Source organism: Gloeocapsopsis sp. IPPAS B-1203, assembly GCF_002749975.1.
Taxonomy (GTDB): Bacteria; Cyanobacteriota; Cyanobacteriia; order Cyanobacteriales; family Chroococcidiopsidaceae; genus Gloeocapsopsis.
The window spans coordinates 586,547-612,872 of record NZ_PEIG01000001.1; the positions used below are offsets into that span (position 1 = coordinate 586,547).

Annotated in this window: 27 protein-coding genes and 1 pseudogene; 15 read left to right on the forward strand and 13 right to left on the reverse strand. The window is 42.1% G+C overall.

Features of this window, described 5'->3' with window-relative positions; all coding sequences use genetic code 11:
* The first annotated feature begins 63 nt into the window (after positions 1–63).
* The 3 genes from CSQ79_RS02600 (at position 64) to CSQ79_RS02610 (ending at position 5,200) form a co-directional block, all read left to right on the forward strand.
* Positions 64–2,508, forward strand: coding sequence for a hybrid sensor histidine kinase/response regulator (locus tag CSQ79_RS02600; RefSeq protein ID WP_099699620.1), 2,445 nt, complete (start codon positions 64–66; stop codon positions 2,506–2,508).
* Positions 2,505–3,671, forward strand: coding sequence for a PAS domain S-box protein (locus CSQ79_RS02605; RefSeq protein WP_099699621.1), 1,167 nt, complete (start codon positions 2,505–2,507; stop codon positions 3,669–3,671). The genes CSQ79_RS02600 and CSQ79_RS02605 overlap by 4 nt, the downstream gene beginning before the upstream one ends.
* A gap of 209 nt (positions 3,672–3,880) precedes the next feature.
* Positions 3,881–5,200, forward strand: a complete 1,320-nt coding sequence (locus CSQ79_RS02610) for a hypothetical protein (protein ID WP_099699622.1) — start codon at positions 3,881–3,883, stop codon at positions 5,198–5,200.
* Between the two features lie 7 nt (positions 5,201–5,207).
* On the opposite strand, the gene CSQ79_RS02615 is transcribed toward CSQ79_RS02610, so the two are convergent.
* Both CSQ79_RS02615 and CSQ79_RS02620 read right to left on the reverse strand, forming a co-directional pair.
* The gene (locus CSQ79_RS02615; RefSeq protein WP_099699623.1) at positions 5,208–6,575 is read right to left on the reverse strand and encodes a DUF3370 domain-containing protein; all 1,368 of its coding nucleotides are present in this window, start codon (positions 6,573–6,575) and stop codon (positions 5,208–5,210) included.
* Between the two features lie 93 nt (positions 6,576–6,668).
* Complete coding sequence (locus tag CSQ79_RS02620; protein WP_099699624.1) at positions 6,669–7,196, reverse strand: pyroglutamyl-peptidase I family protein; 528 nt, start codon at positions 7,194–7,196, stop codon at positions 6,669–6,671.
* 225 nt (positions 7,197–7,421) lie between these two features.
* Between CSQ79_RS02620 and hisH the strand changes: the two genes are divergently transcribed.
* Positions 7,422–8,057, forward strand: coding sequence for an imidazole glycerol phosphate synthase subunit HisH (hisH, locus tag CSQ79_RS02625; protein WP_099699625.1), 636 nt, complete (start codon positions 7,422–7,424; stop codon positions 8,055–8,057).
* Between the two features lie 22 nt (positions 8,058–8,079).
* Complete coding sequence (gene rsmD / locus CSQ79_RS02630; protein ID WP_502693900.1) at positions 8,080–8,652, forward strand: 16S rRNA (guanine(966)-N(2))-methyltransferase RsmD; 573 nt, start codon at positions 8,080–8,082, stop codon at positions 8,650–8,652.
* Positions 8,653–8,725: 73 nt separating this feature from the next.
* Here rsmD and petG read toward each other — a convergent pair whose 3' ends face one another.
* Positions 8,726–8,839, reverse strand: coding sequence for a cytochrome b6-f complex subunit V (petG, locus tag CSQ79_RS02635; protein WP_015190616.1), 114 nt, complete (start codon positions 8,837–8,839; stop codon positions 8,726–8,728).
* A 292-nt stretch (positions 8,840–9,131) separates the two neighbouring features.
* Here petG and CSQ79_RS02640 point away from each other — a divergent pair, with 292 nt between their 5' ends.
* Complete coding sequence (locus CSQ79_RS02640) at positions 9,132–9,506, forward strand: c-type cytochrome (protein ID WP_099699627.1); 375 nt, start codon at positions 9,132–9,134, stop codon at positions 9,504–9,506.
* Positions 9,507–9,926: 420 nt separating this feature from the next.
* Here CSQ79_RS02640 and CSQ79_RS02650 read toward each other — a convergent pair whose 3' ends face one another.
* Positions 9,927–10,700 carry a winged helix-turn-helix transcriptional regulator gene (locus CSQ79_RS02650; RefSeq protein WP_099699629.1) on the reverse strand — a complete coding sequence of 258 codons (774 nt, stop codon included), beginning with the start codon at positions 10,698–10,700 and terminating at the stop codon, positions 9,927–9,929.
* A gap of 157 nt (positions 10,701–10,857) precedes the next feature.
* Here CSQ79_RS02650 and CSQ79_RS02655 point away from each other — a divergent pair, with 157 nt between their 5' ends.
* Positions 10,858–11,271 (forward strand): DsrE family protein, encoded by a 414-nt coding sequence (locus tag CSQ79_RS02655; protein WP_099699630.1) that lies wholly within the window; start codon positions 10,858–10,860, stop codon positions 11,269–11,271.
* Between the two features lie 117 nt (positions 11,272–11,388).
* Positions 11,389–12,540, forward strand: a complete 1,152-nt coding sequence (locus CSQ79_RS02660; RefSeq protein ID WP_099699631.1) for an acyl-CoA dehydrogenase family protein — start codon at positions 11,389–11,391, stop codon at positions 12,538–12,540.
* Positions 12,541–12,602: 62 nt separating this feature from the next.
* Here CSQ79_RS02660 and CSQ79_RS02665 read toward each other — a convergent pair whose 3' ends face one another.
* Positions 12,603–14,324 carry an ABC transporter ATP-binding protein gene (locus CSQ79_RS02665; protein ID WP_099699632.1) on the reverse strand — a complete coding sequence of 574 codons (1,722 nt, stop codon included), beginning with the start codon at positions 14,322–14,324 and terminating at the stop codon, positions 12,603–12,605.
* A 178-nt stretch (positions 14,325–14,502) separates the two neighbouring features.
* On the opposite strand from CSQ79_RS02665, the gene CSQ79_RS02670 reads away from it, so the two are divergent.
* Together CSQ79_RS02670 and CSQ79_RS02675 are read left to right on the forward strand one after the other, a co-directional pair.
* Positions 14,503–14,793, forward strand: a complete 291-nt coding sequence (locus CSQ79_RS02670) for a nucleotidyltransferase family protein (protein WP_099699633.1) — start codon at positions 14,503–14,505, stop codon at positions 14,791–14,793.
* Positions 14,794–14,827: 34 nt separating this feature from the next.
* Positions 14,828–15,133 (forward strand): annotated as a pseudogene (locus CSQ79_RS02675) (HepT-like ribonuclease domain-containing protein).
* Between the two features lie 19 nt (positions 15,134–15,152).
* On the opposite strand, the gene CSQ79_RS02680 reads toward CSQ79_RS02675, so the two are convergent.
* From CSQ79_RS02680 to ahcY, 3 genes are all read right to left on the reverse strand, one after another.
* Complete coding sequence (locus tag CSQ79_RS02680) at positions 15,153–15,758, reverse strand: DedA family protein (RefSeq protein WP_099699634.1); 606 nt, start codon at positions 15,756–15,758, stop codon at positions 15,153–15,155.
* Between the two features lie 108 nt (positions 15,759–15,866).
* Positions 15,867–16,484: an exopolysaccharide biosynthesis protein gene (locus CSQ79_RS02685; protein ID WP_099699635.1), complete on the reverse strand. Its 618-nt coding sequence runs from the start codon at positions 16,482–16,484 to the stop codon at positions 15,867–15,869.
* Between the two features lie 74 nt (positions 16,485–16,558).
* Positions 16,559–17,836: an adenosylhomocysteinase gene (gene ahcY / locus CSQ79_RS02690; protein ID WP_099699636.1), complete on the reverse strand. Its 1,278-nt coding sequence runs from the start codon at positions 17,834–17,836 to the stop codon at positions 16,559–16,561.
* A gap of 112 nt (positions 17,837–17,948) precedes the next feature.
* On the opposite strand from ahcY, the gene CSQ79_RS02695 reads away from it, so the two are divergent.
* Positions 17,949–19,586, forward strand: a complete 1,638-nt coding sequence (locus CSQ79_RS02695) for a mechanosensitive ion channel family protein (RefSeq protein WP_099699637.1) — start codon at positions 17,949–17,951, stop codon at positions 19,584–19,586.
* A 312-nt stretch (positions 19,587–19,898) separates the two neighbouring features.
* On the opposite strand, the gene CSQ79_RS27315 is transcribed toward CSQ79_RS02695, so the two are convergent.
* Positions 19,899–20,042, reverse strand: coding sequence for a hypothetical protein (locus tag CSQ79_RS27315; RefSeq protein WP_289500351.1), 144 nt, complete (start codon positions 20,040–20,042; stop codon positions 19,899–19,901).
* A gap of 49 nt (positions 20,043–20,091) precedes the next feature.
* Here CSQ79_RS27315 and CSQ79_RS02700 point away from each other — a divergent pair, with 49 nt between their 5' ends.
* The 4 genes from CSQ79_RS02700 (at position 20,092) to CSQ79_RS02715 (ending at position 23,299) form a co-directional block, all read left to right on the forward strand.
* Positions 20,092–21,657 carry a phytoene desaturase family protein gene (locus CSQ79_RS02700; protein ID WP_099699638.1) on the forward strand — a complete coding sequence of 522 codons (1,566 nt, stop codon included), beginning with the start codon at positions 20,092–20,094 and terminating at the stop codon, positions 21,655–21,657.
* 290 nt (positions 21,658–21,947) lie between these two features.
* Positions 21,948–22,211 (forward strand): hypothetical protein, encoded by a 264-nt coding sequence (locus CSQ79_RS02705; RefSeq protein WP_099699639.1) that lies wholly within the window; start codon positions 21,948–21,950, stop codon positions 22,209–22,211.
* 42 nt (positions 22,212–22,253) lie between these two features.
* Complete coding sequence (locus CSQ79_RS02710; RefSeq protein WP_193934055.1) at positions 22,254–22,631, forward strand: hypothetical protein; 378 nt, start codon at positions 22,254–22,256, stop codon at positions 22,629–22,631.
* A gap of 287 nt (positions 22,632–22,918) precedes the next feature.
* Positions 22,919–23,299 carry a hypothetical protein gene (locus tag CSQ79_RS02715; protein ID WP_099699641.1) on the forward strand — a complete coding sequence of 127 codons (381 nt, stop codon included), beginning with the start codon at positions 22,919–22,921 and terminating at the stop codon, positions 23,297–23,299.
* 88 nt (positions 23,300–23,387) lie between these two features.
* Here the strand turns inward: CSQ79_RS02715 and CSQ79_RS02720 are convergent, their stop codons facing one another.
* The 4 genes from CSQ79_RS02720 to CSQ79_RS02735 form a co-directional block, all read right to left on the reverse strand.
* Positions 23,388–24,074 carry a gamma-glutamylcyclotransferase gene (locus tag CSQ79_RS02720; RefSeq protein WP_289500352.1) on the reverse strand — a complete coding sequence of 229 codons (687 nt, stop codon included), beginning with the start codon at positions 24,072–24,074 and terminating at the stop codon, positions 23,388–23,390.
* Between the two features lie 227 nt (positions 24,075–24,301).
* Positions 24,302–25,033 (reverse strand): DUF1995 family protein, encoded by a 732-nt coding sequence (locus CSQ79_RS02725; protein ID WP_099699642.1) that lies wholly within the window; start codon positions 25,031–25,033, stop codon positions 24,302–24,304.
* 73 nt (positions 25,034–25,106) lie between these two features.
* Positions 25,107–25,901, reverse strand: coding sequence for a glutathione S-transferase family protein (locus CSQ79_RS02730; RefSeq protein ID WP_099699643.1), 795 nt, complete (start codon positions 25,899–25,901; stop codon positions 25,107–25,109).
* 13 nt (positions 25,902–25,914) lie between these two features.
* A complete protein-coding gene (locus CSQ79_RS02735) occupies positions 25,915–26,277 on the reverse strand; it encodes a DMT family transporter (protein WP_099699644.1) in 363 nt (120 codons plus the stop codon).
* Positions 26,278–26,326 lie beyond the last annotated feature (49 nt).

The following is a 26,326-nucleotide window of genomic DNA, read 5'->3' on the forward strand; positions in this document are numbered from 1 at the left end:
TACTCTGCGGTGTAGTTCGTTTTAGTCATTCTGTTCAGTGCGTAATTCTTGCGCAGCGTATCTATGAAGTTCTGGGAGCAGCATCTCACAACAAAAGTTGCCGGTTCCTTTTTACTATTGTCCCTCATGGCTGTTGGTGTTGTGGGCAGCGTTGCCTTTTTTCAAGCCAGAGAGGCATTAAAACAGGCTGCATTTAATCGTCTGAGTGTTGCAGCCACACTTAAAGAAGAAGAAATTACACGTTGGTTTGAAGATCAGCGACAGGATTTTTTGCTTGTTACTCAGTACCCAGCAGTCCAAAGAAATCTAGAAACACTCTTGCGCGAACAAAATGAGCCACAGAACCTGATTGTTTATAAAACGCTTTTAGATTACTTAATTGGTGTAACTCAAACAAAGCCAGCTTTAAGCGAAATTTTTATCCTCGATCGCAGCAATCAAATCATTCTCTCTACTGATCGACAGCGTGAAGGAAATTACGAAATTCTTGCCAACGTAACTTATCTTGAACAAGTTGATCCAGGAGAATCTTTTGCACCAATTTTTTATGTTTCACCGATTACTCACGAGCCATCTGTAACTTTAGCAACACCGATTCGCGATCGCACACAAGTCCGTCAAGGCGTCATCTTAGCACACTTAAACTTAGACCGCATCGATCAAATTGTCCGCGAACGCACAGGCTTAGGAACAACCGGAGAAACTTATTTAGTTGGTTCCTTGGTAACTCAAAACACATTTATCTCGAAAGAAGACACCAATACGCGCGAGTTTCCTGAAGGAGTCAGTAGCCAAGGTATTGATGCAGCAATGAGTGGTGTTAGTGGTGCAGGATTGTATCTAAATTACGCCAAAATACCTGTAATCGGCGTGTATCGCTGGCTCAATGAACAAGATCTGGCGTTACTAGTAGAAATGGAGCAGGAAGAAGCATTTGCCCCAGCCCGTCAATTAGCGACAACACTCGTGTTGGTAGGACTCGTTGCAGTCGCAGCGCTATCAATTGGTGTGTATTGGTTAACGCATCAACTCAAAATCTCTCGCGAACAATTAGAAAACTATAGTCATCAATTGGAACAAAAAGCTCAAGAAGCTGAGACTGCAAACCGTGCCAAAAGTGAGTTCTTGGCTAATATGAGTCACGAACTTCGTACTCCGCTTAATGCCATTCTTGGTTTTACGCAATTGCTAAGTCGTACTTCGCCAGTTAATCTTGCACAGCGCGAGAATCTAGAAATTATTAGTCGTAGTGGCGAACATTTACTAACACTCATCAACGATGTTTTGTCGATGGCAAAAATCGAAGCAGGGCGCACGATATTAAATGAAAATAGTTTTGATTTGTATGAATTGCTTGATTCCCTAGAAGAGATGCTCAAGTTAAAAGCAGAATCGCAAGGCTTGCAGCTTGTTTTTGAACGCAGTCCTGAAGTTCCTCAATATATCCAAGCTGATGAGAGCAAATTGCGTCAAGTCTTAATTAATCTGCTTAGTAATGCGGTTAAATTTACACAAACAGGAAAAGTCATCCTACGCGTGAGAGGAGTCAATTCCCATTACCCATTACCGATTACCCATTACCACCTCTATTTTGAAGTTGAAGACACTGGTTGTGGCATTGCGCCAGCCGAACTCACACGCTTGTTTAAACCTTTCGTTCAAACAAAAGCCGGTGGAACTCGTGAAGGAACAGGTTTAGGTTTAGCAATTAGTCAACAGTTTGTGCGCTTGATGGGCGGAGAGATTGCTGTTCAGAGCATCGTCGGGCAAGGAACAGTTTTTAGTTTTGAGATTCAAGTTAGCCCCGCACAATCTGAAGTTGAGATGCGACAACAATACCAAAGAGCGATCGCACTCGCACCAAATCAACCTCAATATCGCATTTTAGTCGTCGAAGACAAATGGGAAAATCGTCAGCTTTTAGTCAAAATGTTAACATCGCTTGGTTTTGAGGTACGTGAAGCTGAAAATGGTCAAGTGGGAGTAGCACTTTGGCAAGCGTGGGAACCGCATCTCATTTGGATGGATATGCGGATGCCTGTGATGGATGGTTATGAAGCAACTAAACGTATTAAAACTCATTTGAAAGGTCAAGCAACAGTGATTATTGCACTAACTGCCAGCGCCTTTGATGAGGAAAGATCAATTATTTTATCTACTGGTTGTGATGACTTTGTTTGTAAACCTTTCCGTGAAGAAGAAATTTTTGAAAAAATAGCAAAACATTTAGGAGTACGCTACATTTACGACCCAACTCCTACCGAGGAAGAAGTTAGAGTACATTTAGTTCGCGAACCTGCATTGTTGAGAAACGAACTTGCGCGAATGCCTTCTGAGTGGGTAGCACAGTTATATCAAGCCGCGTTGCAGACTGATGAAAAATTAATTTTTAGTTTACTTGAACAAATTCCAGATGAACTTGCCGCATTAACAAGTGCTCTAACAGATTTAGTCAATAACTTTCGCATTGATCAAATCATTGAGCTAACGCAACCGAATTCAGAATGAATAATCATACGCAAACACCTAAAGCTAATATTCTCGTTGTTGACGATCGCCCAGAGAATCTACGGCTTTTATCAGCCATGCTGACGCAGATGGGGTATGAAGTCCGTCGTGTCATCAATGGGCAAACAGCACTAAAAACTGCTCAGGTTGCACCACCTGATTTAATATTGCTCGATATTATGATGCCAGATATGAATGGCTATGAAGTTTGCCAGCATCTCAAAGCTGAAGAGCAAACGCGTGATGTTCCAGTAATTTTTATCAGTGCGCTTGATGAAGTATTTGATAAAGTTAAAGCTTTTGCAGTTGGTGGCATTGATTACATCACAAAACCGTTTAGTGAGGAAGAAGTTTTTGCACGAGTAGAAAATAATTTGACGATCCAGAGGTTGCAAAAGCAACTGACAGAGCAAAACACACTTTTGCAACAAGAAATCCGCACGCGTGAAAAGGCAGAAGCAGCACTGCGGTTAACTCAGTTTTATCTCGATAGATCGCGGGATGCTGTTTGTTTTATCAATGCTGATGCACAGTTTGTTTATGTCAATGAAGCTGCTTGTCGAATTTTAGGCTATTCTCAAAATCAACTACTCAGTATGTCAGTGCGTGATGTTAATCCTAATTTTCCAACAGAGATTTGGCAGTCACATTGGCAAGAAATTAAACAAAAAGGCTCTTTTACCTTTGAATCAACTTCGCACACCCAGGATGGAAGAGAGTTAAACGTAGAGATTACTACTAATTATTTGGAGTTTAATAATCAAGAGTACAACTGTGCGATTGTACGCGATATTACCGCACGCAAGGAGACAGAAGCAGCACTTAAACGCAGCGAAACTAAATTTCGTCATCTTTTTGAGAATGCTCCAGTAGGAATTATTTGCGCTCACATTCAAAATGGTCTAATTCTAGAAGCTAATAAATGTTTTCTTGAGATGTTAGGATACAGTGCATCAGAAGTTATTCACCAAAAAGCGATCGCTGAATTTTTTAATTCAAATACTCAACAACAAATCTGGGAGAATATCCAAAGTCAAGGACAGATCCACAACTTAAAAACCGAGATTCACAAACACAACGAAGCAACAATGCGCGTGTTACTCTCCGCATGGATGGATGTTGTTGAAGATCACCTAGAAATTATCGTAATTGACATTGATTAAATCAATGATAAAGATGCTCACCGACTGAAGTCGGGGCTACCCAAGCAAAGTGTACCTTCGTACACTAAAACTTTTACCAGTGAGTCCACAAAGGTGGATGATTATTTAGTAGTAAATTCATTCGCCAAGCTTTCTCTCAAAGATGAGACTCGCAGCCGGTTTGAATAACAACCTATACTCTATAAAGTGTTGAACAAAGAGAATAAGTTGTGGATGTAGTATTAGAGCGATCGCACCAGTTAAAACAAGCCTTACTAGATTTTGTTTTGACAGCCGAAGGCGATTTAGCAGCAGCGCTTGAAGCTTATGTAGCAAAGCAGGCGCGGCGAGACAAAGGAAAAGCGCAACAGGATATTATTGTTGATAGCTTTTTGAGTGAAGGGCAAGTCGGGGACAAAACACCATTAGACTTATTTATTAAAGATCATCCGGATTTATCTCAAAGCGATCGCCAGTTAGTGAAGAGTTGGCATCGTAGCTTTATGGGCTTATTTGCAATTACTCAAATTTTGCCTGACGGATTTGAGTTAATGAACTGGCTGACAGCTAAACAATACGTAGTCAAACCTGATAATGCTCAATTTGCCGAAGAAATTCGCCGCTACAAAGAAGGAGAAATCTTACTCACACGGATTTCACCAGTGACAGAGACTTATTGGACATTTTCGGGACCTTGTACGCCATTGGGTAGATTGGGTAAGCCGAAACTAGCAGTAGCCATTGGCAATTTCAAAGACAACTACAAAAATCATCTTTACAGCGACGCGCCTGACTTACTCGCCGAAGCTTGGGAATCTGTCGCACGTTACCACCAACAGTTTATCGATTTCTTTGGTAGTGACGAAGTGATAATGCCAGGGTATCAACTCAATAAAAAGATTGCTGAATTTCAAGAAGTCTTAATGCAACAGCGTTTAGCAGCAGCCGGTATTGACGAATCTAAAACACTAGCAGAAGTAGCACAAGAAGCAGGAATTGACAAAGAGGAACTCGAAGCCGCCGCCGCAGAAGCAGGTGTAGATGGCAAAGTAGCTCAATTATTTGAGAACAAAACGACGGCTAAAATGGTGATGCCAAAAGTCGATCTCCCTGCTGAACTCAAAAAAGCCGAACAGGTAACAGCAATATCGCATCCCCGTTGGGGACAAATGTTTTTACCTACCTATTATCGTGTTGTGGCGTTACTAGAAGCCAAAGATTGGCAAACTATTGAAGGTGCAGAAAAACTAATTCGCAACTATCTAGAAGATCCCAAAATTAATGCATTTATTTGGCAGCGTTTAGCTCAGCAGTATCCTACACAACTAGAACAAGTTTTGCAAACAGTACTCCAGCGTCCATTTCAAATTGACCGCGATTTAGAACCACTGCTAGAAGAATTTGATAAACCACTCGAACCAGAATTACCAGAAATCGCCAGCGTTCCAGTTCATTTACACAATTTATTTGAAGAAGCCGTCGCAGAAGTCAACAAGTCAAAATCGAAAAAGACGAAAAAGAAAGCAGCACTAGGCTTCCAAAAATCTTAATTCTCCGCTACTGTTCCATATTCTGAATAGTCAACACCTGTGGTGGCGTTGCATCTGGCGGATAGAGAAAATTGACTTGTACGAGACGGCGATCGCCTGGGGGCATATTTAATAATACAAGTGGTTCTCCTGCTTGTCCTCTTTTTTGTACTAAGTGGACATAGCGAGTCTGGGGTAAACCGCGATCGTCACTATACCGCAGTCTTACTGTACCGCGAAAGAAGTTTTGAGTCGCAGGCGGAATCAAGAACCGCAATCCACCTTGCGTTAATTCGTCTTCCTTCAGTGGTGTTTGTAGCGATACACTAATTGTCTGGGGTTGATTAGTATTGTTGTACAACGGCAAACTCAGGTTGTATTCAACGCCATAATTACCGTGGGCTTGATAGGCAGTATCAGGATAACGTACCAACAATGGCGCACTTTGGACTTGATTTGTCCCTTGTCTACCCGCAGTTAAGGTACTTAAACCATAAGAAAATGCTTGACCCCGCTGAGGAATACTCAGATGTTGCACACTAGGACTATCAAAAAGTTGAGCTTGCCATTGAGAACCTTGCGCAACTCCAGCAACGCGACCATATATGACTTTACCACCTGCTTCGGGGGGAGTCGGAGCGCGATCGCGCGGTCCAGCTAAATTTCCTGTTTCTAATAACTGTTGCCATTCTGTTGAAGTGGGTGCGCGTTCGCTACCATCAGCATTAGACTTAGCATACATTGCTAAACTTGCCGCATAAACTCTCCCACTGCTACGCAGCCGCATTAAAGTAGAACGTCCATTAATGGGTGGTTCTAAAGTTTGCACAGGAATTGGTAAATTGAGCAACATCTGGCTTTGCTGCGGCGGAATAGTCACTTTTGCCGGAAATATCGATTGTCTTTGTCCGCGTAGAATATCATTCATCACGCGATCGCCTGGACCTGCAAAAATAGTTCCTAAAGGATTTTCAGCTTGCGGCGGTAAGTCAATAAATGGTGCGTCAGGTTGACTTAAATAACTCGCGGCTTGTAAGACATCGACTGTCACGGGTTGCGTACTGGGGTTATGCAGTAACACTCCTAAATAAAGCGTGCGTAAGTCTTCTGGAGAAGTTGCTTTAGCAATGTGATGAGCAAAAATATCAAATCGTCCTTGAAACGGGAAGTTGAGGTGCGCACTTGCAGCTTGTTTCCCCGTCGGCGGAAATGTAGATAATAAAATTCCCTCAGTTTGGACAACTTCTGGGCTATTGCTATTGAATACGGGAACAGTATCTAAAGAACCTGGCAAGGGACGTACTTGTTGCGGTTGTACGATTTCTTGTTGCGGTGGTGTCGGTGTTGGGGTAGGTGTGGCTTGAGCAAATGTGAATAGGGGTAACAATGAGAACATAGCAACAGTCAAGGGTCAGCGAATGAGGGTCAGAAATTGGTTTTCTGCCCTTGTGTTAAGTTGTGATTGATTTAAAATAAGACACAACATAACTTATAAAAGTGCCATTTTTTGAATAATTAATATGAAGTCTTTTGTGACTTGTTGGATATTCTCGTCTGTCAAAATTGGTACGTGAACGAAAAGACAATTGGTGTTTAACTTTTGTGTTGTAATGTGGTTTAAAACTGCAAAATAAAGTCCTTCGCATACAAATTTTCCGGCATCATGACTAATTTGTGTCATGGAAAGCTCAGCAATCAGTTGTTCTAAATCAATTGGCGATCGCATAACAACATCTCCACAAGTAGCATGAGATTCTACAGTAAGTTGCGATCGGCTTTCTGCCATCCCACAACAAATAATCGCAGTAGGTTGGATTTCAGTAATTTTGCTGTTGACATAATTGCTGGCTTGTTCAGTATCGACAGGTAGTTTTCGTAAAACGGTTAGTAGCGGTAGTTTTAAATCGCTATTTGTAAGATATAGCTCGTGGATTTTCGCAATGAGATCGTCGGATGAATTGGATTTGTGATGTGGTAGCCATGTTGTAAATGAGGTTAGGAGAATTCGAGGAGGCATATAACCAATCCTAGGAGAATCACAGATGCCTTTCGACTCCCTTCGGGGCTATCCAGGCAAAGTGTACCTTCGTACAGTAAAACAAGATTTTTATGGGTAAGTTCACCTCCGTGAACTTTGTTTATAGTGTGCCAATTCATTCGCTTAGCATTCATACAGAAGATTTAATGAATTGGTTTCCCTTACAATAAGTTTAGTGGGTAATAATTAAAGGGGGTCTGCCCGATGGCAGCGATCGCAGTTATAGACTACGATATGGGTAATTTGCACTCTGTCTGCAAGGGTTTAGAAAAAGCTGGAGCAACTCCGAAAATTACTGACTCAGCAATGGAATTAGCAAAAGCTGATGCGCTAGTGCTACCTGGCGTAGGTGCGTTCGATCCAACAGTGCAACATATTAGATCCCGCAACTTGGTTAAACCCATTAAAGATGCGATCGCAGGCGGTAAACCGTTTTTAGGCATCTGTATGGGGCTGCAAGTATTATTTGATAGCAGCGAAGAAGGTGTAGAACCAGGATTAGGAATCATCTCTGGTAAAGTACGACGCTTTAAAAGCGAACCAGGAATTACTATTCCGCACATGGGTTGGAATCAACTAGAACTTACTCAACCTCATTGTCCTCTATGGCAAAATCTATCATTGCAGCCTTGGGTTTATTTTGTCCATTCTTACTATGTCGATCCTGAAGATCCTGCAGTTCAAGCAGCAACAGTCACGCATGGTAGTCAAACTGTGACAGCAGCGATCGCCCGTGACAATCTCATGGCAATGCAATTTCACCCTGAAAAATCCTCCACAGCTGGATTACAAATCCTCTCCAACTTCGTGCAGCAAGTTCGCACTGTCGTACCAGTGTAGATATACATTGCTGTAGAGGTAGATGCTAGTTACAGTTTCCCTAGCTCCTAGCCCCTCTTTAATGCGAATTCACGGCAATCGTCTCATCAAAACATTACCAGGAAAAGACACGCGACCAACTACAGGAAGGGTGCGCGAAGCAGTGTTTAATATTTGGCAAGGTGCAATCGCAGGTAGCCGGTGGCTAGATCTGTGTGCAGGTAACGGTTCAATGGGTGCAGAAGCTTTATGTCGTGGTGCAACCCTAGTTGTAGGAATTGAACACTCAAGTCGTGCCTGTACAATTATTAAAGAAAATTGGCAACGAGTATCAAAACCAGATCAAACCTTTCAAGTTTTGCGCGGAGATGTCGTGCAGCGGTTAAAAACACTTTCAGGACAACAGTTTGATCGCATCTACTTCGATCCACCTTATGCAAGTGATTTATATCTACCAGTGTTGCAGGCGATCGCACAGTATCAATTGCTGCATCCGAAGGGCGAACTTGCAGTAGAACATCATCCCAATCTGCCTAAAGTACAACTATCTACACTAGAAATCTGTCGCGAAAAAGTTTACGGGAATACTGCTGTTACGTTCTATCGTGCAGTGTAACTCGAAAAATTAAAAGCCCTTCTAATGATTTTAGAAGGGCTAGCAACCTCGATTAGGTAATGGTTGGTGCAGTTTATAAACCCAACTGCTTGCCACGCTTGTATTGCTGATACGCAGCAAAAAATAAACCAGCCAAAGTAATTACTATCAAGCCCAGAACAATACCATCGAGTAGTGGTTCAACCATGCAATATCTCCTGTTGCGATCGCATAATAAGCGCTGCGCTACGCGCAATTGCGCTTCGTGGCTTAGGCTGTATGAGGTTAGATAACTCAACAGTAGCCAACAGTAATAGACTTTTACCAGCATACACTGAATTACTGATGTGAGAAAACCTGGTTATTGGTAAATCTTCTACACAAAACTTAACTATAAATGCTGATTTAGCTGACTTTGCTTGCGAACACTATCAAGAACTTTTAAGCTATGTGTTAGGAGATAAATATTTTTGTGAATTCTCAATTCAAGTAATCAGCTTTTGGCTAATCAGTTCGCTAAACCAGAAATTCTGCTCCAGCGGCTTGCATTCATCGCTTTGGCGATTTTGTTAGTTGCAATTTTAGTTGTTGTAGGTGTGCATAGGGTAAGAGTTTCTGAACCTTATGTTAAGAATGTTTTGTCATTAGCAGGAGATCCCGTACGCGGAAATGCAATTTTTCAAATGAACTGTGCTGGTTGTCATGGATGGCAAGCTGATGGTAACGTTGGTCCTAGTTTGCAAGGTGTTTCTAAGCGCAAGTCTCGCTTTGGTCTAATCCATCAAGTCATTAGCGGCGATACGCCACCGATGCCACAGTTCAAGCCAAGTCCCAAAGAAATGGCAGACTTGTTAAGTTATTTAGAGACTCTTTAAGAAACGACTAAATTTACTAGATCCAAACTGCCTCTCGAACTCAACCAAGTATTCCTCTGGTAGCAAAAACTCCGTAACTGATTGATTAAACTCTTGTGGATGGTCAAATTGTGCACTCCTCTCAATTTTGCCTGTGTCAATCTTCATCGTCTTGTCGTTTATCTGAGCATGACTACCGTTATTTAAGAAAACTAATGAAAATGTCATAGCGGCGATCGCCACTATAGTTGTCTGCTGTTTTCAAAATTTTCTTCCTTCAGTGCACATATATCAATGGACAACGCAACCTAGGGTATAAACGTTTATTCTATATGTCGCTACATTATCAATAGCCTTCGACACAGAAACTCTTAATATGTTGGCAATATGATTAATCGCGCTTGACCAACAAAAAACCTGAGCGATCGCAGCAATTACGACTCAAACTGAAACACCAAGAGAAACTTCATTACATTCTGTTGCAATGTGCTTGTTAGTCTGCATTAACTGTGATGTAGAATTAATCGCCGTACCATAGGGCTTTTCTTTGTTAAGATACAGCCACGTAGGCACCTGGCGGACAAGATCGCGATCGCCTTCAAAACAAATTGTCTCTTGCTTCAGGGCAGATTTCAGATGAGTGTAGCCTATCCAAACATGAGTGAATGCACTCAGATCAGCTGAGATCAAAACATCCACTCGAAAGCCTGGATCTTTTTGACACACATCCACTTCTCTATCCTCAATCACTACCCACCAGCTACGTTGGGTTTTACGCCCCTTCGTTAACCCACGAAAGTCAAACTGAAGCACAATTTTTTGCTTGGGTACTGCCTCAAGATTGATTTCTCGCTTCATCGCCCACATCAACAAGGCATCATCCAAATCCTCTGAGATAATATGTCCACCTCCCCATTGTTGTGCCCAAGCACTCATCGCCTCAATAATGGGTCGCATGGCTTCTCCCGCTGGGGTAAGAACGTACTCATGCCCCTGCCCAGTTTCCTTTTCATAGCTGACAACCACTCCTGCTTTCTCAAGTTCTTTGAGTCGTTGAGCCAAAAGAGCACGAGACATTAACGGTACTCCTCGACTAATGTCATTGAAGTAGCGACTGCCGTACAGCATTTCTCGCAGCACCAAAGGATTCCAGCGATCGCCAATCACTTCAGCAGCTTTTGCCACCGGACAGAATTGCCCATATCCCTTTCTCATAGCATATCCAGGGAGAACCTAAATCAGGTTCAGATATTAAACTTGTAACACCTAATCCGGCAATCCAGAATAAAAGTATCACAAGATTTAATGAAGGCTATTCGAGGTTAATGTAACAAACTACACAGACAATTTAACACTGTATCGAGTGAAGCTCATGAAAAATCTAGCAATTGTCATCCGCGATGATGGCTACGACAAGTTATTAACTCCACTCACGTTTGCTTATGTCATGGCAAGCAAGGGTGTTGAGGTAGATATCCTCTTCTCACTATGGGCAGTTCGTATACTTACCCCAGAAGGTGTGAACTCCTCCAAAATTGAAGGACGTCATGCACCAGATGAGGAATGGCTACGAGGACGGTTGGCGCAAAACGGCGACTTTGTAGAAATTTACGATTTCATCAAGGTTTTGAAAGAGACTGGCAAGGTGCATTTCTTTGGTTGCAAGTTGGCAGCAGCCACCTTTGAAGTGAGCGAAAAGAACTTGATTCCAGAAGCAGAAATCGTCAATCCTGCTTGGTTCTTGAGTGAAAAGGCTGTAAAAGCAGATCACTGCCAATATTTCTGAATTCCTTTCTCATAGCGTATCTAAGAAGATTGCAAATTAGGTTCAGATCTTGAACTTGTAACACCTGATCCGGCAAATCAAAATGGGAGCATCACAAGAATTAAAGGAGTCTGTCTCATGTTAGAACAACAGACTGCAACAACCTTCCAACAAGAAAGGATAGATTGGTTGTCCCTGGCGGAATCTTTAGGAAACCAATTTGCAGCAAGAGAAGTCGAAGCCGATGAGAGCGACCTGTTTGTCGCGGATAATATGACCAGATTGAAAGTATCTGGGCTGATGGCAGCAGGTGTCCCGACTGAACTAGGTGGTGGCGGAGCCAGCTATACTGAGCTTTGTACTGTGCTACGGATTTTGGGGCGCTATTCCAGTTCAACAGCACTGGCGTTTTCTATGCATACACATCAGGTCATGATACCAACTTGGCGCTGGAACAATCAGAAGGCTCCAGTGGATGGGTTACTCAGACGAGTGGCAACAGAGCAACTGATTATGCTCAGTAGTGGCGGTTCTGATTGGTTACAAAGTTCTGGCACAGCGATCAAAGTAGAAGGTGGATTTCTAATTACAGCTCGTAAAGTATTTGCTAGCGGTGCGCCGATCGCAAATTTATTAATGACAAGCACTGTTTATCAAGATCCCGAAATAGGGTCTACGGTATTACATTTTGCGGTTCCTATGACTGCCCAGGGCGTGACGATTGAATCCACTTGGCAAGCAATGGGGATGCGGGGAACAGGTTCGCATGATGTTGTGCTGTCTGATGTGTTTGTACCGGATGCGGCAATTGCTTTGCGTAGAGAACAAGGCAAGTGGCATTTTATTTTTCACCTCATCTCGATGGTGGCAATTCCATTAGTTTATTCGGTTTATGTTGGGGTTGCAGAAGCAGCGCGCGATCGCGCAGTTCAACTAGCAAAGAAACGTCACACTGATGAACATCTTTGCTACATGGTAGGAGGTTTAGACAATGAATTGATGGCTGCAAAACTATCACTCCAGCATATGATTTCTACTGCTGTAGTCAGTCAACCTGGCTTTGAAACCACAAATCAAATTATGACAGGACGGGCACTAGTTGCCAAAGCGGTACTAAACGTTGCTGATTTGGCGATGGAAATTGCGGGAGGAAGTGCATTCTATCGTAAACTGGGTTTGGAAAAATTGTTCCGCGATTTGCAAGGAGCGCGCTATCATCCTTTACGGGAGGAGGCTCAGCGCAAGTTATCGGGTCAACTAGCACTTGGGTGGAATGTGTCTTCTTTATAAAGTCGTGTCATTTGGAGCGATTGCCCGTAAATGTGAATCGTGATGAATCAAGCAATTAACGACTAATTAAATTGCTGCGCATAATATCGGGCGTAGCGGCGTGATAGAGCTAATAATTCTTCATGCGTACCTGATTCGACAATTTGCCCCTGTTCGATCACTAAAATGCGATCGCAGCGCCGCACAGTAGCTAGACGGTGGGCAATGATAAATACAGTACGACTGTGCATCAGTCGTTCTAAGGCTTCTTGTACCAAAGTTTCCGATTCAGAATCTAAAGCACTAGTAGCTTCATCAAGAATGAGAATGCGCGGATTGAGGAGTACTGCACGGGCGATCGCAAGTCTTTGGCGTTGTCCGCCTGATAAATTGACACCGCGTTCTCCGACTAGAGTGTCATAACCATAAGGCAATTGCGTAATAAATTGATGTGCATTCGCGATTTTAGCGGCTGTCTCGATTTCATTAAGATCAAACTCGGTTTTACCAAAGGCAATATTTTGGGCGATCGTTCCTGAAAAAAGAATTGTTTCTTGCGGTACAATTCCAATCTGCCGTCTTAAGCTACGCAAGGTGACATCTTGAATATCAATACCATCAATGAAAATTTCACCAGATAGCGGATCGTAAAAGCGCGGTAACAAATTCACAATCGTTGTTTTACCTGCACCCGAAGCACCGACAAACGCAATTCTTTCACCTGGATGCGCTAGCAAGCTTAAGTCTTTGATCACAGGTTGTTCAGGTTTATATGCAAAAGAAACGTGGCGATATTCTACTTTGCCTGAAACTGGAGGAAGCGCGATCGCATTTGGCTTTTCTAAAACAGTAGGTTTGATTGCTAATAATTCAAAAATTCGATCTACCGATGCTTGTCCTTGCTTAAACTCATTGTAATTAGTTGTGATAATGCCAATTGGATCAATTAATAATGCTAAACCTGCGACGTAACTCACAAATTCGCTAGCCGTCAAGTTTTCCGCAGAAATTTGCCAACCACCCAAAAACAATAATATTAAAGCACTGATAGCTTCGAGAAAACCAATGACTGGAAACTGAATCGCTTTTAATCTCTCTGCAGCATATTTAGCTTTACGATTGCGTTCAGCATCTTGGCGAAAGCGATTTAAGGCATAATCTTCGGCAGCAAAAGCTTGCACTAAACGAATACCACTGAAAACCTCAATGAGTAATGCTGATAAATCTGATATCTGATTTTGACTGCGGCGCGAAACTTGCTGCAACCGTTCGCCAAACCAAGCAATCAAAATTGCCATTAATGGCGCAATAATCAATGTAGATAGTGTAAGTTGCCAGTTGAGATAAATCATGTACCCCAAAACGACAATTAACTGCAACACACAAGGAATAAAGTCGTGAAAGATTTTGTTGATGACTTCCCCAATGCGATCAACGTCTTCGGTGAGACGATACGACAAGTCACCTGTTTTAGCAGTTTCAAAATAGCTTAAGTTTAACCGCTGTAGATGCGCATATACTTGTTGACGCAAATCAAACGCAATAAATAAGGCAGCTTTTGCCATTAAGGAATCTTGACCGAACTGCGCGATCTTTTGACTGAGAAATACGACAGCACTGATAACTGCAATTTGAGCGATCGCCAACACATTTCCCTGTCCAATAGAGGCTGCAATGCGACCTGCTAACCACGCGAGTATAGGCCAAAAGACAGTAAATACTAACGTGCAAACAAAAGCTTGCGCAATAGTTTTCCACTGCGGCTGAATGTAAGGTAAAAGTTGCCAGTAATGAAAGCGTTTCAAGCTATAGTTTCCAAACGAAGTTTTGTTATTGATCTGACGTTACCAGTATCAGTGACAGTTTCGCAGCGATTCTATTTTTCTCAGATTAGAGATTGACTGTGGTGAGTTTAGGCTAAAACCGAGCTTGCGTCTAGAGTTACAATGACGGTGGTGATGATTTGAGTATGCTTTGAGCAAGATGAAAAGAGATGAGGTACTAGCAATTTTACTAGCCCATCAGACAAAGCTGAAGGATTTTAATGTAAAATCATTATTGCTGTTCGGTTCCGTTGCTAGGAATGAAGCGACAGCAGAGAGTGATGTCGATTTGTTAGTTGAATTTGAGCAACCTGTTGGACTATTAACATTTGTGAGACTACAGCGTTATCTCGAGAAGATTCTAGAATGTCCTGTAGATTTAGGAACGACAGACTCACTCAAGTCTTATCTGCAAGAACCTGTGTTAGGGGAAGCAGTACGTGCCTTCTAGAAAATTGCGTCAGAGAATTCAAGATATTTTAGAAATGAGTCTTGAAATTGAAGACTTCACCAAAAACATCACTTTTATAGATTTCCAAAATGACAGAAAAACTATAAAAGCAGTCTTATACAATTTAGCGATTATTGGTGAAGCAGCAGGTAGCCTCCTACCTGAGATTGAACTTCTTTATCCAGAGATTCCTTAGATTGATATTCGAGGAATTCGCAACATTGTTGTACATGAATACTTTCGAGTCAATTTGGAGATTATCTGGAAAACTATCCAAACTGATTTGCCTCCACTAATACAACAACTGCAAGAAGTCATAGAGCAAATATCAAATTCGTAAATAGTGATGCTGATTAAACTTAACTATACCGCCGCATATTTTTTCTGACTACCCAAAGAATGAAGGCGATAAGTAGAGTAACAACCACAATTTTAGAAACAGGACCAAGATACTCATCTACCAGTTCGTAGTTATCTCCTAGAACGTAACCTAAATAAGTCAGCAAACCTACCCACAATAATGTGCCAAGCGTGGAATAGAGGAGAAAGGGGACTAAATGCATTTTACTGATACCTGCAGGAAGTGAAATTAAAGTACGCACTCCAGGAACTAAACGGCAAAAGAAAACAGCTTTACTACCGTGACGCTCAAACCAGCGATCTGCTTTAGTAATATCTTTACTAGAAATTGATATCCACTTACCATATTTGTCTGCTAGCTGTTGCAAGCGTTCGGTACCAAGAATTTTACCTGCATAGTACCAAGGTAATGCACCTATCACAGTCCCCAAAACTCCAGCGGCGATCGCTGGAATAAACTGCATTTGTCCTCTAGCAATAGTAAAGCCTGCCAAAGGCATAATTAATTCGGAAGGAATTGGCGGAAATAAATTTTCAAAAAACATTAACAATCCAATTCCTAAATACCCCAAAGAACTTATGGTGTTTGTAATCCAATTGAGCATAAAGTCTATTTCTGAAGTAGTTTTGGATGGACAGCTTATATAGTCTCTGGTTGAATAATCAGACTATCGTGGAGGATTGGTAATTGGTAACTGGTAATTGACTTATTGCTAAAACTGTGCTCTAAGCCAATCAATAAGACTTGTACCTCCGAAATACAAGGCAACTAGAATTGATGTGGAAAGAACTGCGCCCAGTAAACACAAAACTAAACCAAGTAAACTAATTGCGCCATCGTCTTCGAGTAAGCCAAAGCCAGTCACAAAAATTCCCATAGCTGGAAGCGTGTTTGTCCCAGGAATCGGGATCATCATGGAAATTGCCATCAGTGCGATCGCACAACCAATTACCACTCGCCCAGTCAGACTAGTGCAGACATAACTTAAACGCGGACGGGCGATCGCTTCGATACGTTTTAACCAGGGAATTCCTGTTTTTAAAATGCCTTGTATTTGTTTTAAGGCGATCGGGTAATTTGCTAGTCGTGGTGGAAGCCAGGGAGATTTAGCCCCAACAACTAACTGCACAGCTAATACAAAAAGCAAAATTCCAAACGGAACGGAGTATCCTGGAGCAGGTAAAGGTAAAGCTGACGGTAAAGACAGCACGACAAATAAAAAGCCAAATATGCGTTCTCCCGCCAGTGCCAATATTTGTGACAAATTTACCTGTGAGGGGCGTTCTTCTTCAAAAAAGTAGCGGTGTAATTCTACAGAAAGTCGAGCCACAATTGAATTCCTGTGTAAATAAACGGGGCGCTACCAACAACGCCCCGCAACATTCTATTCGCAATCAGCCTAAATTATGTACCAGCAGTCCAAGAGTTAATATACTCTTCTTGCTCTGCCGTTAGGCTATCAATGTTAATTCCCATTGCTTGCAACTTCAAACGCGCAATTTCTTGGTCAACTTCAGTAGGAATCGAGTGAATACCAGGTTCTAAATTGCCTTTGTTCTTCACTAGATATTCACACGCCAAAGCTTGGTTAGCAAAACTCATATCCATGACTGCGCTAGGATGTCCCTCAGCAGCAGCTAGGTTAATTAAACGTCCTTCACCTAAAACAACAACCGACTTACCGTTTGGCATCCGGTATTCTTGGGTAAAGTTGCGGACTTGCTTAACTTCTGTTGCAGTTGCACCGAGTGATTTTAGATCAATTTCAATATCAAAGTGACCAGAGTTACAAACGATCGCACCGTCTTTCATTGCTTCAAAGTGTTCGGCACGAATCACGTGCTTATTACCAGTGACAGTAATAAATAAATCGCCCTCTGGCGCAGCTTCAGACATTGGCATCACGCGAAAACCATCCATGACAGCTTCGATCGCTCTTATGGGATCAATTTCGGTGACAATGACATTTGCACCCATTCCCCGCGCCCGCAACGCAGTACCTTTACCGCACCAACCATAACCAGCAACGACTGCGGTTTTGCCTGCTAATAGGAGGTTTGTCGCACGGATAATGCCGTCAAGAGTAGATTGACCTGTACCGTAGCGATTATCGAAGAAGTGTTTAGTGTCAGCATCGTTAACATTCATTGCAGGAAATGTCAAGACCCCATCACGAAACATAGCTTTGAGGCGGACAATACCTGTTGTTGTTTCTTCGGTAGTGCCAATAATATCAGCGATTTGATGTTGCCGTTGTTGAATTAAAGTAGCAACAACATCGCTACCGTCGTCGATAATTACGTTAGGACGGTGATCGAGGGCAATTTGAACGTGACGATGATAGGTTTCATTGTCTTCGCCTTTAATTGCGAAAACTGGAATATCATGATCCGCAACGAGGCTAGCAGCTACATCATCTTGGGTAGAAAGTGGGTTACTGGCAATAAGAATTGCGTCTGCACCAGCAGCTTTCAGCGCGATCGCCAAATGTGCGGTTTCGGTAGTTACGTGACAACACGCGATTAAACGAATTCCGGCGAGGGGTTTTTCTTGAGCAAAGCGATCGCGAATTTGACGCAAAACGGGCATTTCGCGCCCAGCCCATTCAATCCGCTGTTTTCCGGTTGCAGCCAGGGAAATGTCTTTAATTTCGTACTTTGGCTTAGTCGAAGTTGCAGTCATTAATTATCCTTTAATTTAGAACTGGGACGTGTGACCTAGCTTAACTGTATTCTTTACATATTATTAACCGTTACTCTATGTAACAGAGAATACTTTGAGCTGGAGGATAGAGATGTACTCTCGATTTTGGGCAATTACGGGGTCAATTTTTCTTAATACTGTCATAATTTCCCCTCTTGCTGCTCAAATACCAGCACTTCCAATACCTTTACCGAATCTTACTCAACAGACAGACACCTCAGAAACTCAAGTCGTTTCGACTTCAATTCGGTTGGATGGTCGTCGTTTGTTTCAGATTGCTGCACCTAGGGCAAGCTTACAACAACGGGTTGACGATATTCAGCAGCGATTACAAGTTATTAGCCAAAACTACTTTCAAAGTGACTCTGACGAACTGCAAGTAGACATCAGAACGGAAAATAATTTACCCGTCATCTACGTTAATGGTCAGCTGCTATCAACTGTAACAGACCTTGATGCCCAAGTTCAACAAGAAGAAGATCCGTTTAGTTTGGCAGAAAGATTAGCTCAATCTTTAGAACAAAACCTCACAAGAGCAAAACAAGAGCGACAACCAGAAACTTTACAGCGTCAAGGTGCGATCGCTGCTGGTGTTTTGCTGGGTGTAGTTGTAACTAGCTGGGGAATTCGCCGCTGGTATTGGAAACTAAAACAGCAACCTGTCACGTTTGCAACTCCACAAACAAATCCTGTGACAACTCAACTTACACGACAGCGACACCGCAATATCGAAGAAGTTCGACAGCGACTATTTCAACTTACACAAAGTCTTGTTTGGGGTGGTGGTACGCTGGTTATTTTGGGTTTATTTCCCTTTACGCGAATTGTCCAAGCCTGGATTTTTACAGCACTCACAGTTCCCTTTACAGTGGTCATTGTCGGATTAGGAACTTATGTTGTTATCCGCTTGAGCTATATTTTGATCGATCAGTTCACAACTGCTTTTGCAAGTAATGCATTACTAACTTCAGAAGACGCTTTGAGATTGCAACTGCGTGTTTCCACAATTTCAGGCGTTACCAAAAGTATTGCAACGCTTAGTGGAGTTATTATCGGTGCATTGATTGCTTTGACAGCGTTAGGAGTTAACATTGCGCCTATCCTTGCTGGTGCTGGCTTAATTGGTGTAGCAGTTTCTCTAGCTTCTCAAAACTTAATCAAAGACGCCATCAACGGATTTTTAATCATTGTAGAAGACCAATATGCACTAGGGGACGTCATCGCTGTAGGAGAAGTTGGTGGTTTAGTTGAAAACCTCAATCTGCGAATTACTCAACTACGAGATGCTGAAGGGCGTTTGATTACAATTCCTAATAGTGAAATCAAAATTGTGGCAAATCTTTCTAGTCGGTGGTCGCGCGCTGATTTAAATATTCCTGTAGCATATCACGCTGATGTTGACCAAGCGTTGAAGCTTATTAATCAAGTAGGTGTCGAGATGACACAGGATATTCGGTGGATGGAACACATTATAGAAACACCGCAGGTATTGGGAGTAGAAAATTTTGGCGATCGCGGTTTGGTTATTCGTGTCTGGATTAAAACCCAACCTTTGAAACAATGGGATGTAGCACGAGAATATCGCCGTCGTCTCAAAATTGCTTTTGATAAAGAAGGAATTCCAATTCCCTTTCCCCAACAAACTATCTGGCTGCAGGACTCGCAATTTCAATCGATACTTGATAACGACAAAAAGATCAAAGACGAGGATAATAGGCGGCTTAGTTAGATAGTTTTGAGTTTTGAATTTTGAGTTTTGAGTTGAAAGAAGTTGCAGAGGTTTGAGTTTTGAGTTTTGAGTGAATAGAATTTTCTTAACTCATACCTCAATACTCTATAATGTGAGGGCAGTGAGTGTTTCTGATAGCTTTTAAGACGGTAGTAGAAAAGACCATTATTAAGCATTTACCAGTTTACAGACTAGAGTAGTAGTTTTTGATCCGGCACATTTTTGCAGATAAATTTTCAAGAAGTAGCTAACTCTAGTTCAGCGTTGAATGAGATAATGAGATCAAGTTATATAGATTTGAGTGGCATGAACTTAGGTAGAGTCAGCCAGAGATAAAATAAAGTGAATCATTGCAACCTTGTCAAGAATGACTTGGTTGAGGTAAGCGTATGCAAGGTAACTTGTAGGATGTAGCACTTTGAGGTGCTGACGATAAGACAAAACTGGTTGCAGCATTAAGTAAAAGCCACACTGCCAATACTATTGCCAGATACAGGAGGCTGAGATGGAAAGCTTCGATTATGTGATTCTGGGAGCGGGACTAGGTGGACTTTCAGCAGCGGCGTGTTTGACACGACAAGGACATCGAGTTGCTGTCTTAGAAAAACACTACTTACCTGGTGGATGTTGCCAGACTTTCGACTATGGTGAGTATCGCTTTTGTGCTGATGTGCATTACATTTCACAATGCGATTCCGGACAAGCGATCGCCCAGTTTCTCAACTATATTGAACGCGATGTCGAATTTAACTCTCTCGATCCTGAGTGTATCGACCGAGTAGTCACACCCGAAGTTGATTTTAGAATTCCTTTAGGATGGGAAAATTTGCGATCGCGTCTTCTTGCTACTTTTCCAGAAGAAGCCGATGCTATTAATCGTTATTGTGATGCCATCAAGCAGTTACACCAGGAAATTCATAGTTTGGTGCGCGAAGTCAGTTGGTACGATCAAAAATGGTCAGATTGGTTAAAATTACCGAAATATTGGAACTTATTTACTAAACGAAATTGGACACTGCAAGACCTTTACGATCGCGTTGGGCTATCTCCGAAGCTACAAGCCGTGTTAGCAGGTCAAAGTGGCGATTATGCCTTACCACCCAATGAAATTGCCTTGCTGACTCATACTGCGCTTGTCTGGGACTATTCCGAAGGCGCTTATTACCCGAAGCATCACTTTAAGCACTTTGTAGACACAATTGTGGAAGCCATTCGCACCGGTGGCGGTGTTGTTCAATTATCGACTCCGGTAGAACATATAGAAGTCAAGCAGCATCAAGTCCAAAGCGTCACGGCTGGAGGTAAAACGTATCAAGCAAGCATTGCATACATCAGCGATCTTGACCCTAAATTGACTGTACAGTTAATGCATGAGAATCATGCTTTAAGTCAACCAGAACTTAAGCGTCTTACTGGTTATGAGTACTCAGCTAGTGCTTTTAACATCTATCTAGGGTTAGATAGTAGATTCAATCCTCAAAAATATGGAATCGGCAATTGGAATATCTGGTATTACCCTAATAGCGATCTCAACCAAGCTTATCAACAACAACTATTAGGCAATCTACACCATCCCTGGATTTTCCTCTCTTGTCCTACCATGAAATCTCATGAGTCAGGTATGGCTCCTCACGGTCATCATGTTTTAGAAATTGCAACTGTTTGTCCTTATGAGCCATTTAAGCACCTACACGAAACCGATCCCAAAGCCTATAAAGCTAAAAAGCGGGAAGTCTACCAGGAAATCATGCATAGTGTGCGAGATTTGATTCCTGATGTTGATGCTTATGCCCGCATGAAAGTTCCTGGAACTCCAACAACGAGCGAATACTACTTAGGACAACCTCAAGGAAATATTTATGGAGCAAAACTCACACCAAGACAGGTTGGCTTAAATCGTTTGGGCTATCACACCGAGTTGCCGAATCTTTTCTTAGTAGGAGCAAGCGCAGGCTATCCAAGTGTACCTGGAGTTATTGGTAATGGCATGGATGTCGCTGAATTGCTTACAGGGCAATCTATCTGGAGTCACCAAAAAGCTAAAACTACTGGGGAGTTAGTGTACCACTAGTTTGTCAACGAGAGGGACTAAACAGCTAACAGATTGAGCCATCAAAAACCCTCTCAAGTCTGTGATATTTTCACGCAGTGCTAGGAAGTTGAAAGGCGCAGTGGTGTAAGTGGCTGTAACTGCCTATTTATCAGCTTTTCTTCACCTAAAATTCAAAATTAAATTGCCTGAATTTTCCCTATTTCAGTACAGATGTACTATAATAGATGAAGTAGATTCATCGAGCCTCAGCATAAGCAGTCAATGGCTCTACGGCGTACTCATTACGGATAAATTCAAGCTTTTGTCCTATGACTAAACACTATCTTCTGAGCCTTAATCCAACAGCAAAACATGACTGGGATCGTTGCGCTCTACGCGATCCGATTACCGCTAAGCGCCCAGAGCTAGCAAAATTGATTGCCGAAGCGATTGACGCAGAACCAGGCACATATTTAGTGTCTGTCAATATCGAAGTTAAAGTGCTAGAACAAGCTCCCATGCATCAAGCAGAGCAGCTACCAATTAGCCCCGCAGAGCGTACCCACACTCAATTCAAAGAACTAGCTGCCTAATCTACATCCCCGTCCCCCGACATCTGACCCCCGACCTCTCATATGATGACAATGCAATTGAGTCATTACCCAGCGGCGATCGCCCAAGCTGCTCAACGGGTAAATGAACTCGACTCTCAAATTATGGCGGTGCAACAACTTGTTTACCGTGAAGAAGGTAATGCAGACACTCGCTCAGCTTTTGATCCAGATTTGAAAAATGATACTCAACGGCGATCGCGCCGCTTTGAGTTGCTGCTAGTTAATCAAGAATATCAAACCGCACTGAATACATTAATGCAGTTAACGGCAGAAAAAGCCAATGCTCTAGCGCATCTAGAATATCTCCGTAACCAGTTTAGTGTTGCAAAACTAGAGTGTCGGCGAGCGATCGCACAACAACTCACTGACTTTGAATCGAGAGAATTAGTAGGTTTGTAATTCTAAACACAAATTAATTTTTCTAACCAACAACCTGATGGTCAAGACTTTTAGAGCAGCGAAGATGATTTCACTGCTTTTTTCTTTGGCGTTTATCATGTAAAAAATGCTGACTGAGCTTTTCTTGATTCAAAATGATATAAGTTATAGCAATGGTCAATAGGGTTAGGAAATGATAAATGTTCAAAATCATAACTCCAACTAGCTTTTAACTCTGATCCCTGACCCCTGAACCGTAGGTCTGCGCTTGCGCGTCCTCTGACCCCTCTTATCGTTGCAATTATTTCATGACTCAAGTTACATCAGAAGACATTGCCAAATTTCGGGAACATTTACAAGACTATCCCGATGCCTCAGCCGCCCTTGCAGAAATAGAAGATTGTGAGGGTAATCTTGAAGATGCGGCAGTGGTATTAGCAATTCGAGTAGGACAGCAACCAGACATTGCCAATGCAGAATGGTTAGATAGCTTGGCAAAAAAATGTCGCGCGATTATCTGCCGTGAAGACAATAGAAGTGCACTACTTAACGCAGACTATGCTTCAGTTATTAGATACTTAGCAACAACAAGGCTTTGTCCACCATTGTTAGCAGTTCCTGTTCTAATGTATGTATTACAACAGGGTATAGATCAGTTTTGTCAACCTTTAGATACGGTTTCTACTTAAAGATTGGTAATGGGTAATGGGTAATAGATATTCTTTCCAATTACCAGTTACCAGTTACCTGCCCTTAACTTGTGTTCATTTTTACCCACTACCTAGTAGATACTTGCTGTGCCATAACTTGCTCTTTTAGCTTTAATAGTGGTTTATCGCAAATTCCGTACTGCATCAAACCATCAACTGTGTGAACCAAATAATCTGCACAAGTGCCAAGTTTTCCGTTAGCTGTTGCTAAACTGTTGACAATAACTTCATTAGAGATATCGCCTGCATACATGACATGACTGTGATTGATAGTAAAGGCGATCGCATCCCAACGTTCTCTGCCATCAACAACTTTTACCCAACGCGGAGTGTAGGAACCAACTACCATTTCTCGCCGCCAGAGAATAAGTAATTCTGTGAGTACATCTTCTGCAGAAATGCGATAGGCAATACCCCGACAGCTACCACCGCGATCGAGTCCTAACATTAACCCTGGATTTTCTGGTGTTCCTCTACCAAGTGGTGTCCACAAACAAAAGCGACGATGCCATCCATAAATTCTACCGACACGGCGATCGCTAAATTTCACTGTAGGATTCCAAATCAACGAACCATAAGCAAAAACCCAAACATCTGAGTGCGATCGCTGTTGGAGAATATCTTGTATGGACTGCTCTAGTTCAGTTTCATTTAAGATACGCAGATCTAATCCTGATTGTGCTACTAGTTCCTGCAATTGTCGCGATTCTAAGTAAGCACGAGTAAGCGCAATAGCTCCTTGACCGTCACTCATTACACATCCATCAATCAATTATCTCAGCACCTCTGTCACCGCACTAATGGTAATAACAGTATTTTTAACAAGAAAACTTATGTCATTATCACTGGTAAGTACTTTGAACGCAGTATCAATGATATCAAAACAAATTTTCACAGCCTCTGAACAGAATTTTGAAGTATGAATTCTATAGCCTACCTAACTCAAAACTCAGCACTTCACTACTCAAAACTCTTTAAGCTTCATCGACTCAAGGTGCGTAAAAATCGTTGCATACTTGCAAATATTCCTGTTTTTTTAGCTTGTGTAGAATCACCAGTTTGTTGTGAACTATTACCTGACAGAATTAAATCTATTTCATCACCTACAGGTTTTTTTGGCTGTTCGGCAATTAACTGATATTCGCCATTTTTATTCTCTCGCCATACTTGCCAAGGAGAGGGATAACAACGAAATACTGCCGCATCATCCATTGGTCTTAAATAGTAGCAAGATTCAATAGTATTAAGAAAACGCGATCGCAACTGACGTCCCGCGTAACCAATACCAACGATTGCCACATCTTCTAACCGAGGATTTAGTAGAATAAATGGTCGTTCTCCGACTACTTGATACATTTTTTCTACTTGCCCTACTTCAACTGCGGAAGGTGCAACAAATAAAAAAGCTTCATCTTCAGGTAATACTTGTTCCTCTACAGGAACTCTACCACTACCAATATCTAAAATTTCAAATGGCACAGAACCCCAATCACGACGCGCCAGTGCAGCCGCACCAGCATCAGGGAAAAAAACCTTAAGTTGATTGCCATAAGAGTCTAGCGCTGGTAGAAATTGCTCAGCAACAGGCATCGGTTTGAGTTCTGGAATGACAATCTCAATTTGGAGTAGCGAATAACCGTCCGCGATCGCTGCTTGTGTTGCTCCTTGGGCTTGGGCGATCGCTTGTTCTAGTGTTTTCGGAATTTCTGCCATGATCTCGTATTTCGTGCTGCTATGATCTAGCTTACAGTGAGTAGAGCAGGCATCTTGATTTATGGTCGTTTGTTTAGACGCCTAGCAATGTTCTGCCTAACCCCACTATTAGCATTGGTAGAGGCATGTCATCTTGCTGGATTGCTGACTTAAAGCTAGGACGGACTTTCAGGCGGTTGAGATAAGATGCGATCGCCGGACGCTTATTATCTACCCACAGATGACTAAATTGCAACTCATCCAAGCGATTCAAAACTGCTGTCCATACTGTGTCAGCTAAAGAATAACTATCACCACACAACCAGTTTGCTTGACTCAACTGCGTTTCCAAGCGATCTAACATCGGTTTGATTTTCGCATTCATGGCTGTAACTTTCTTGGCATTTTGAATTGTAGAATGCCATTGTTTGACATCTTCTAGCTTTGCTGCATACTGCTCTTTGAGTTCAGGATTAGTTTGCATAAGTTGGGAAAGTAGTTTTGCTTTGATTTGAACAGATCGCCGCAATACAAAACCTTCAATTCCACGATAGTTACCGTACATCACCTCGCGCATGGGAAATTGGTTTTGCAGACCAATCCACTCATTCATCTTTTCTTGCAATGTAGGTTTAGTAGGAGTCAGTCTAGGATGTGGAAATCGTTCATCGAGATATCGGACAATTACGACTGAATCAGTGATGACTTTGCCATCATCAATTAAGGTTGGTACAACACCTTTAGGATTCAGCTGCATATAACTTGGTTGCAAGTTTTCAAATGTCAGTAAATTGATCGGGTGACTTTTCCATTCCAGATTTTTTTCCGCTAAAACGAGCTTAACTTTTTGAGAACATAGCGAACCTGGAGCGTAGTAAAGTTCAATCATCAGGTTTCTCCTGTTAAGTGCGTGAAATTATGACAATTCCTGCGGTAATTAAGCTTGATGCAAATAATTGATTGATGCTGAGATTTTCTCTAAACAAAACGTGAGCCAATATTGCAGTAGCTGCAATCCGAATTCCTGAAACAACCGGAACAGCTGATGATACTGGCAATTGCTGTAGGGCTTGAGCAAAGAAAATCAGGTCAAAAATGTAGCAAGCGATCGCTCCCATAAACCAGGGAGAACTGACAACAGCAAGTCCACCAGAATTAGATAAGGCTAAATTTGCTTGTTTGAGTAACAGATTACCCGCACAAGTTCCAACCGCAGATAACCCTAAGAGCGTCCAAGCATACCAAATAGGATGCGTCGTACCCATCTGTGATTGACTCCAGAAGTCTATGTAACGTAACTAAATTACAACAGTT

Bases quoted from the DNA above. Each gene is read 5' to 3' on its own strand.
- rsmD (WP_502693900.1), top strand. From the start codon at position 8,080: ATGCTAGTTACAGTTTCCCTAGCTCCTAGCCCCTCTTTAATGCGAATT.
- CSQ79_RS02660 (WP_099699631.1), top strand. From the start codon at position 11,389: ATGTTAGAACAACAGACTGCAACAACCTTCCAACAAGAAAGGATAGAT.
- CSQ79_RS02620 (WP_099699624.1), bottom strand. From the start codon at position 7,196: ATGCCTCCTCGAATTCTCCTAACCTCATTTACAACATGGCTACCACAT.
- CSQ79_RS02720 (WP_289500352.1), bottom strand. From the start codon at position 24,074: ATGAGTGACGGTCAAGGAGCTATTGCGCTTACTCGTGCTTACTTAGAA.
- CSQ79_RS02730 (WP_099699643.1), bottom strand. From the start codon at position 25,901: ATGATTGAACTTTACTACGCTCCAGGTTCGCTATGTTCTCAAAAAGTT.
- CSQ79_RS02680 (WP_099699634.1), bottom strand. From the start codon at position 15,758: ATGCTCAATTGGATTACAAACACCATAAGTTCTTTGGGGTATTTAGGA.
- CSQ79_RS02715 (WP_099699641.1), top strand. From the start codon at position 22,919: ATGACTCAAGTTACATCAGAAGACATTGCCAAATTTCGGGAACATTTA.
- CSQ79_RS02605 (WP_099699621.1), top strand. From the start codon at position 2,505: ATGAATAATCATACGCAAACACCTAAAGCTAATATTCTCGTTGTTGAC.
- CSQ79_RS02670 (WP_099699633.1), top strand. From the start codon at position 14,503: ATGAAAAGAGATGAGGTACTAGCAATTTTACTAGCCCATCAGACAAAG.
- CSQ79_RS27315 (WP_289500351.1), bottom strand. From the start codon at position 20,042: ATGCTGCAACCAGTTTTGTCTTATCGTCAGCACCTCAAAGTGCTACAT.
- CSQ79_RS02650 (WP_099699629.1), bottom strand. From the start codon at position 10,700: ATGAGAAAGGGATATGGGCAATTCTGTCCGGTGGCAAAAGCTGCTGAA.
- CSQ79_RS02735 (WP_099699644.1), bottom strand. From the start codon at position 26,277: ATGGGTACGACGCATCCTATTTGGTATGCTTGGACGCTCTTAGGGTTA.
- hisH (WP_099699625.1), top strand. From the start codon at position 7,422: ATGGCAGCGATCGCAGTTATAGACTACGATATGGGTAATTTGCACTCT.
- CSQ79_RS02725 (WP_099699642.1), bottom strand. From the start codon at position 25,033: ATGGCAGAAATTCCGAAAACACTAGAACAAGCGATCGCCCAAGCCCAA.
- CSQ79_RS02695 (WP_099699637.1), top strand. From the start codon at position 17,949: ATGTACTCTCGATTTTGGGCAATTACGGGGTCAATTTTTCTTAATACT.
- ahcY (WP_099699636.1), bottom strand. From the start codon at position 17,836: ATGACTGCAACTTCGACTAAGCCAAAGTACGAAATTAAAGACATTTCC.
- petG (WP_015190616.1), bottom strand. From the start codon at position 8,839: ATGGTTGAACCACTACTCGATGGTATTGTTCTGGGCTTGATAGTAATT.
- CSQ79_RS02615 (WP_099699623.1), bottom strand. From the start codon at position 6,575: ATGTTCTCATTGTTACCCCTATTCACATTTGCTCAAGCCACACCTACC.
- CSQ79_RS02705 (WP_099699639.1), top strand. From the start codon at position 21,948: ATGACTAAACACTATCTTCTGAGCCTTAATCCAACAGCAAAACATGAC.
- CSQ79_RS02710 (WP_193934055.1), top strand. From the start codon at position 22,254: ATGATGACAATGCAATTGAGTCATTACCCAGCGGCGATCGCCCAAGCT.
- CSQ79_RS02655 (WP_099699630.1), top strand. From the start codon at position 10,858: ATGAAAAATCTAGCAATTGTCATCCGCGATGATGGCTACGACAAGTTA.
- CSQ79_RS02600 (WP_099699620.1), top strand. From the start codon at position 64: ATGAAGTTCTGGGAGCAGCATCTCACAACAAAAGTTGCCGGTTCCTTT.
- CSQ79_RS02700 (WP_099699638.1), top strand. From the start codon at position 20,092: ATGGAAAGCTTCGATTATGTGATTCTGGGAGCGGGACTAGGTGGACTT.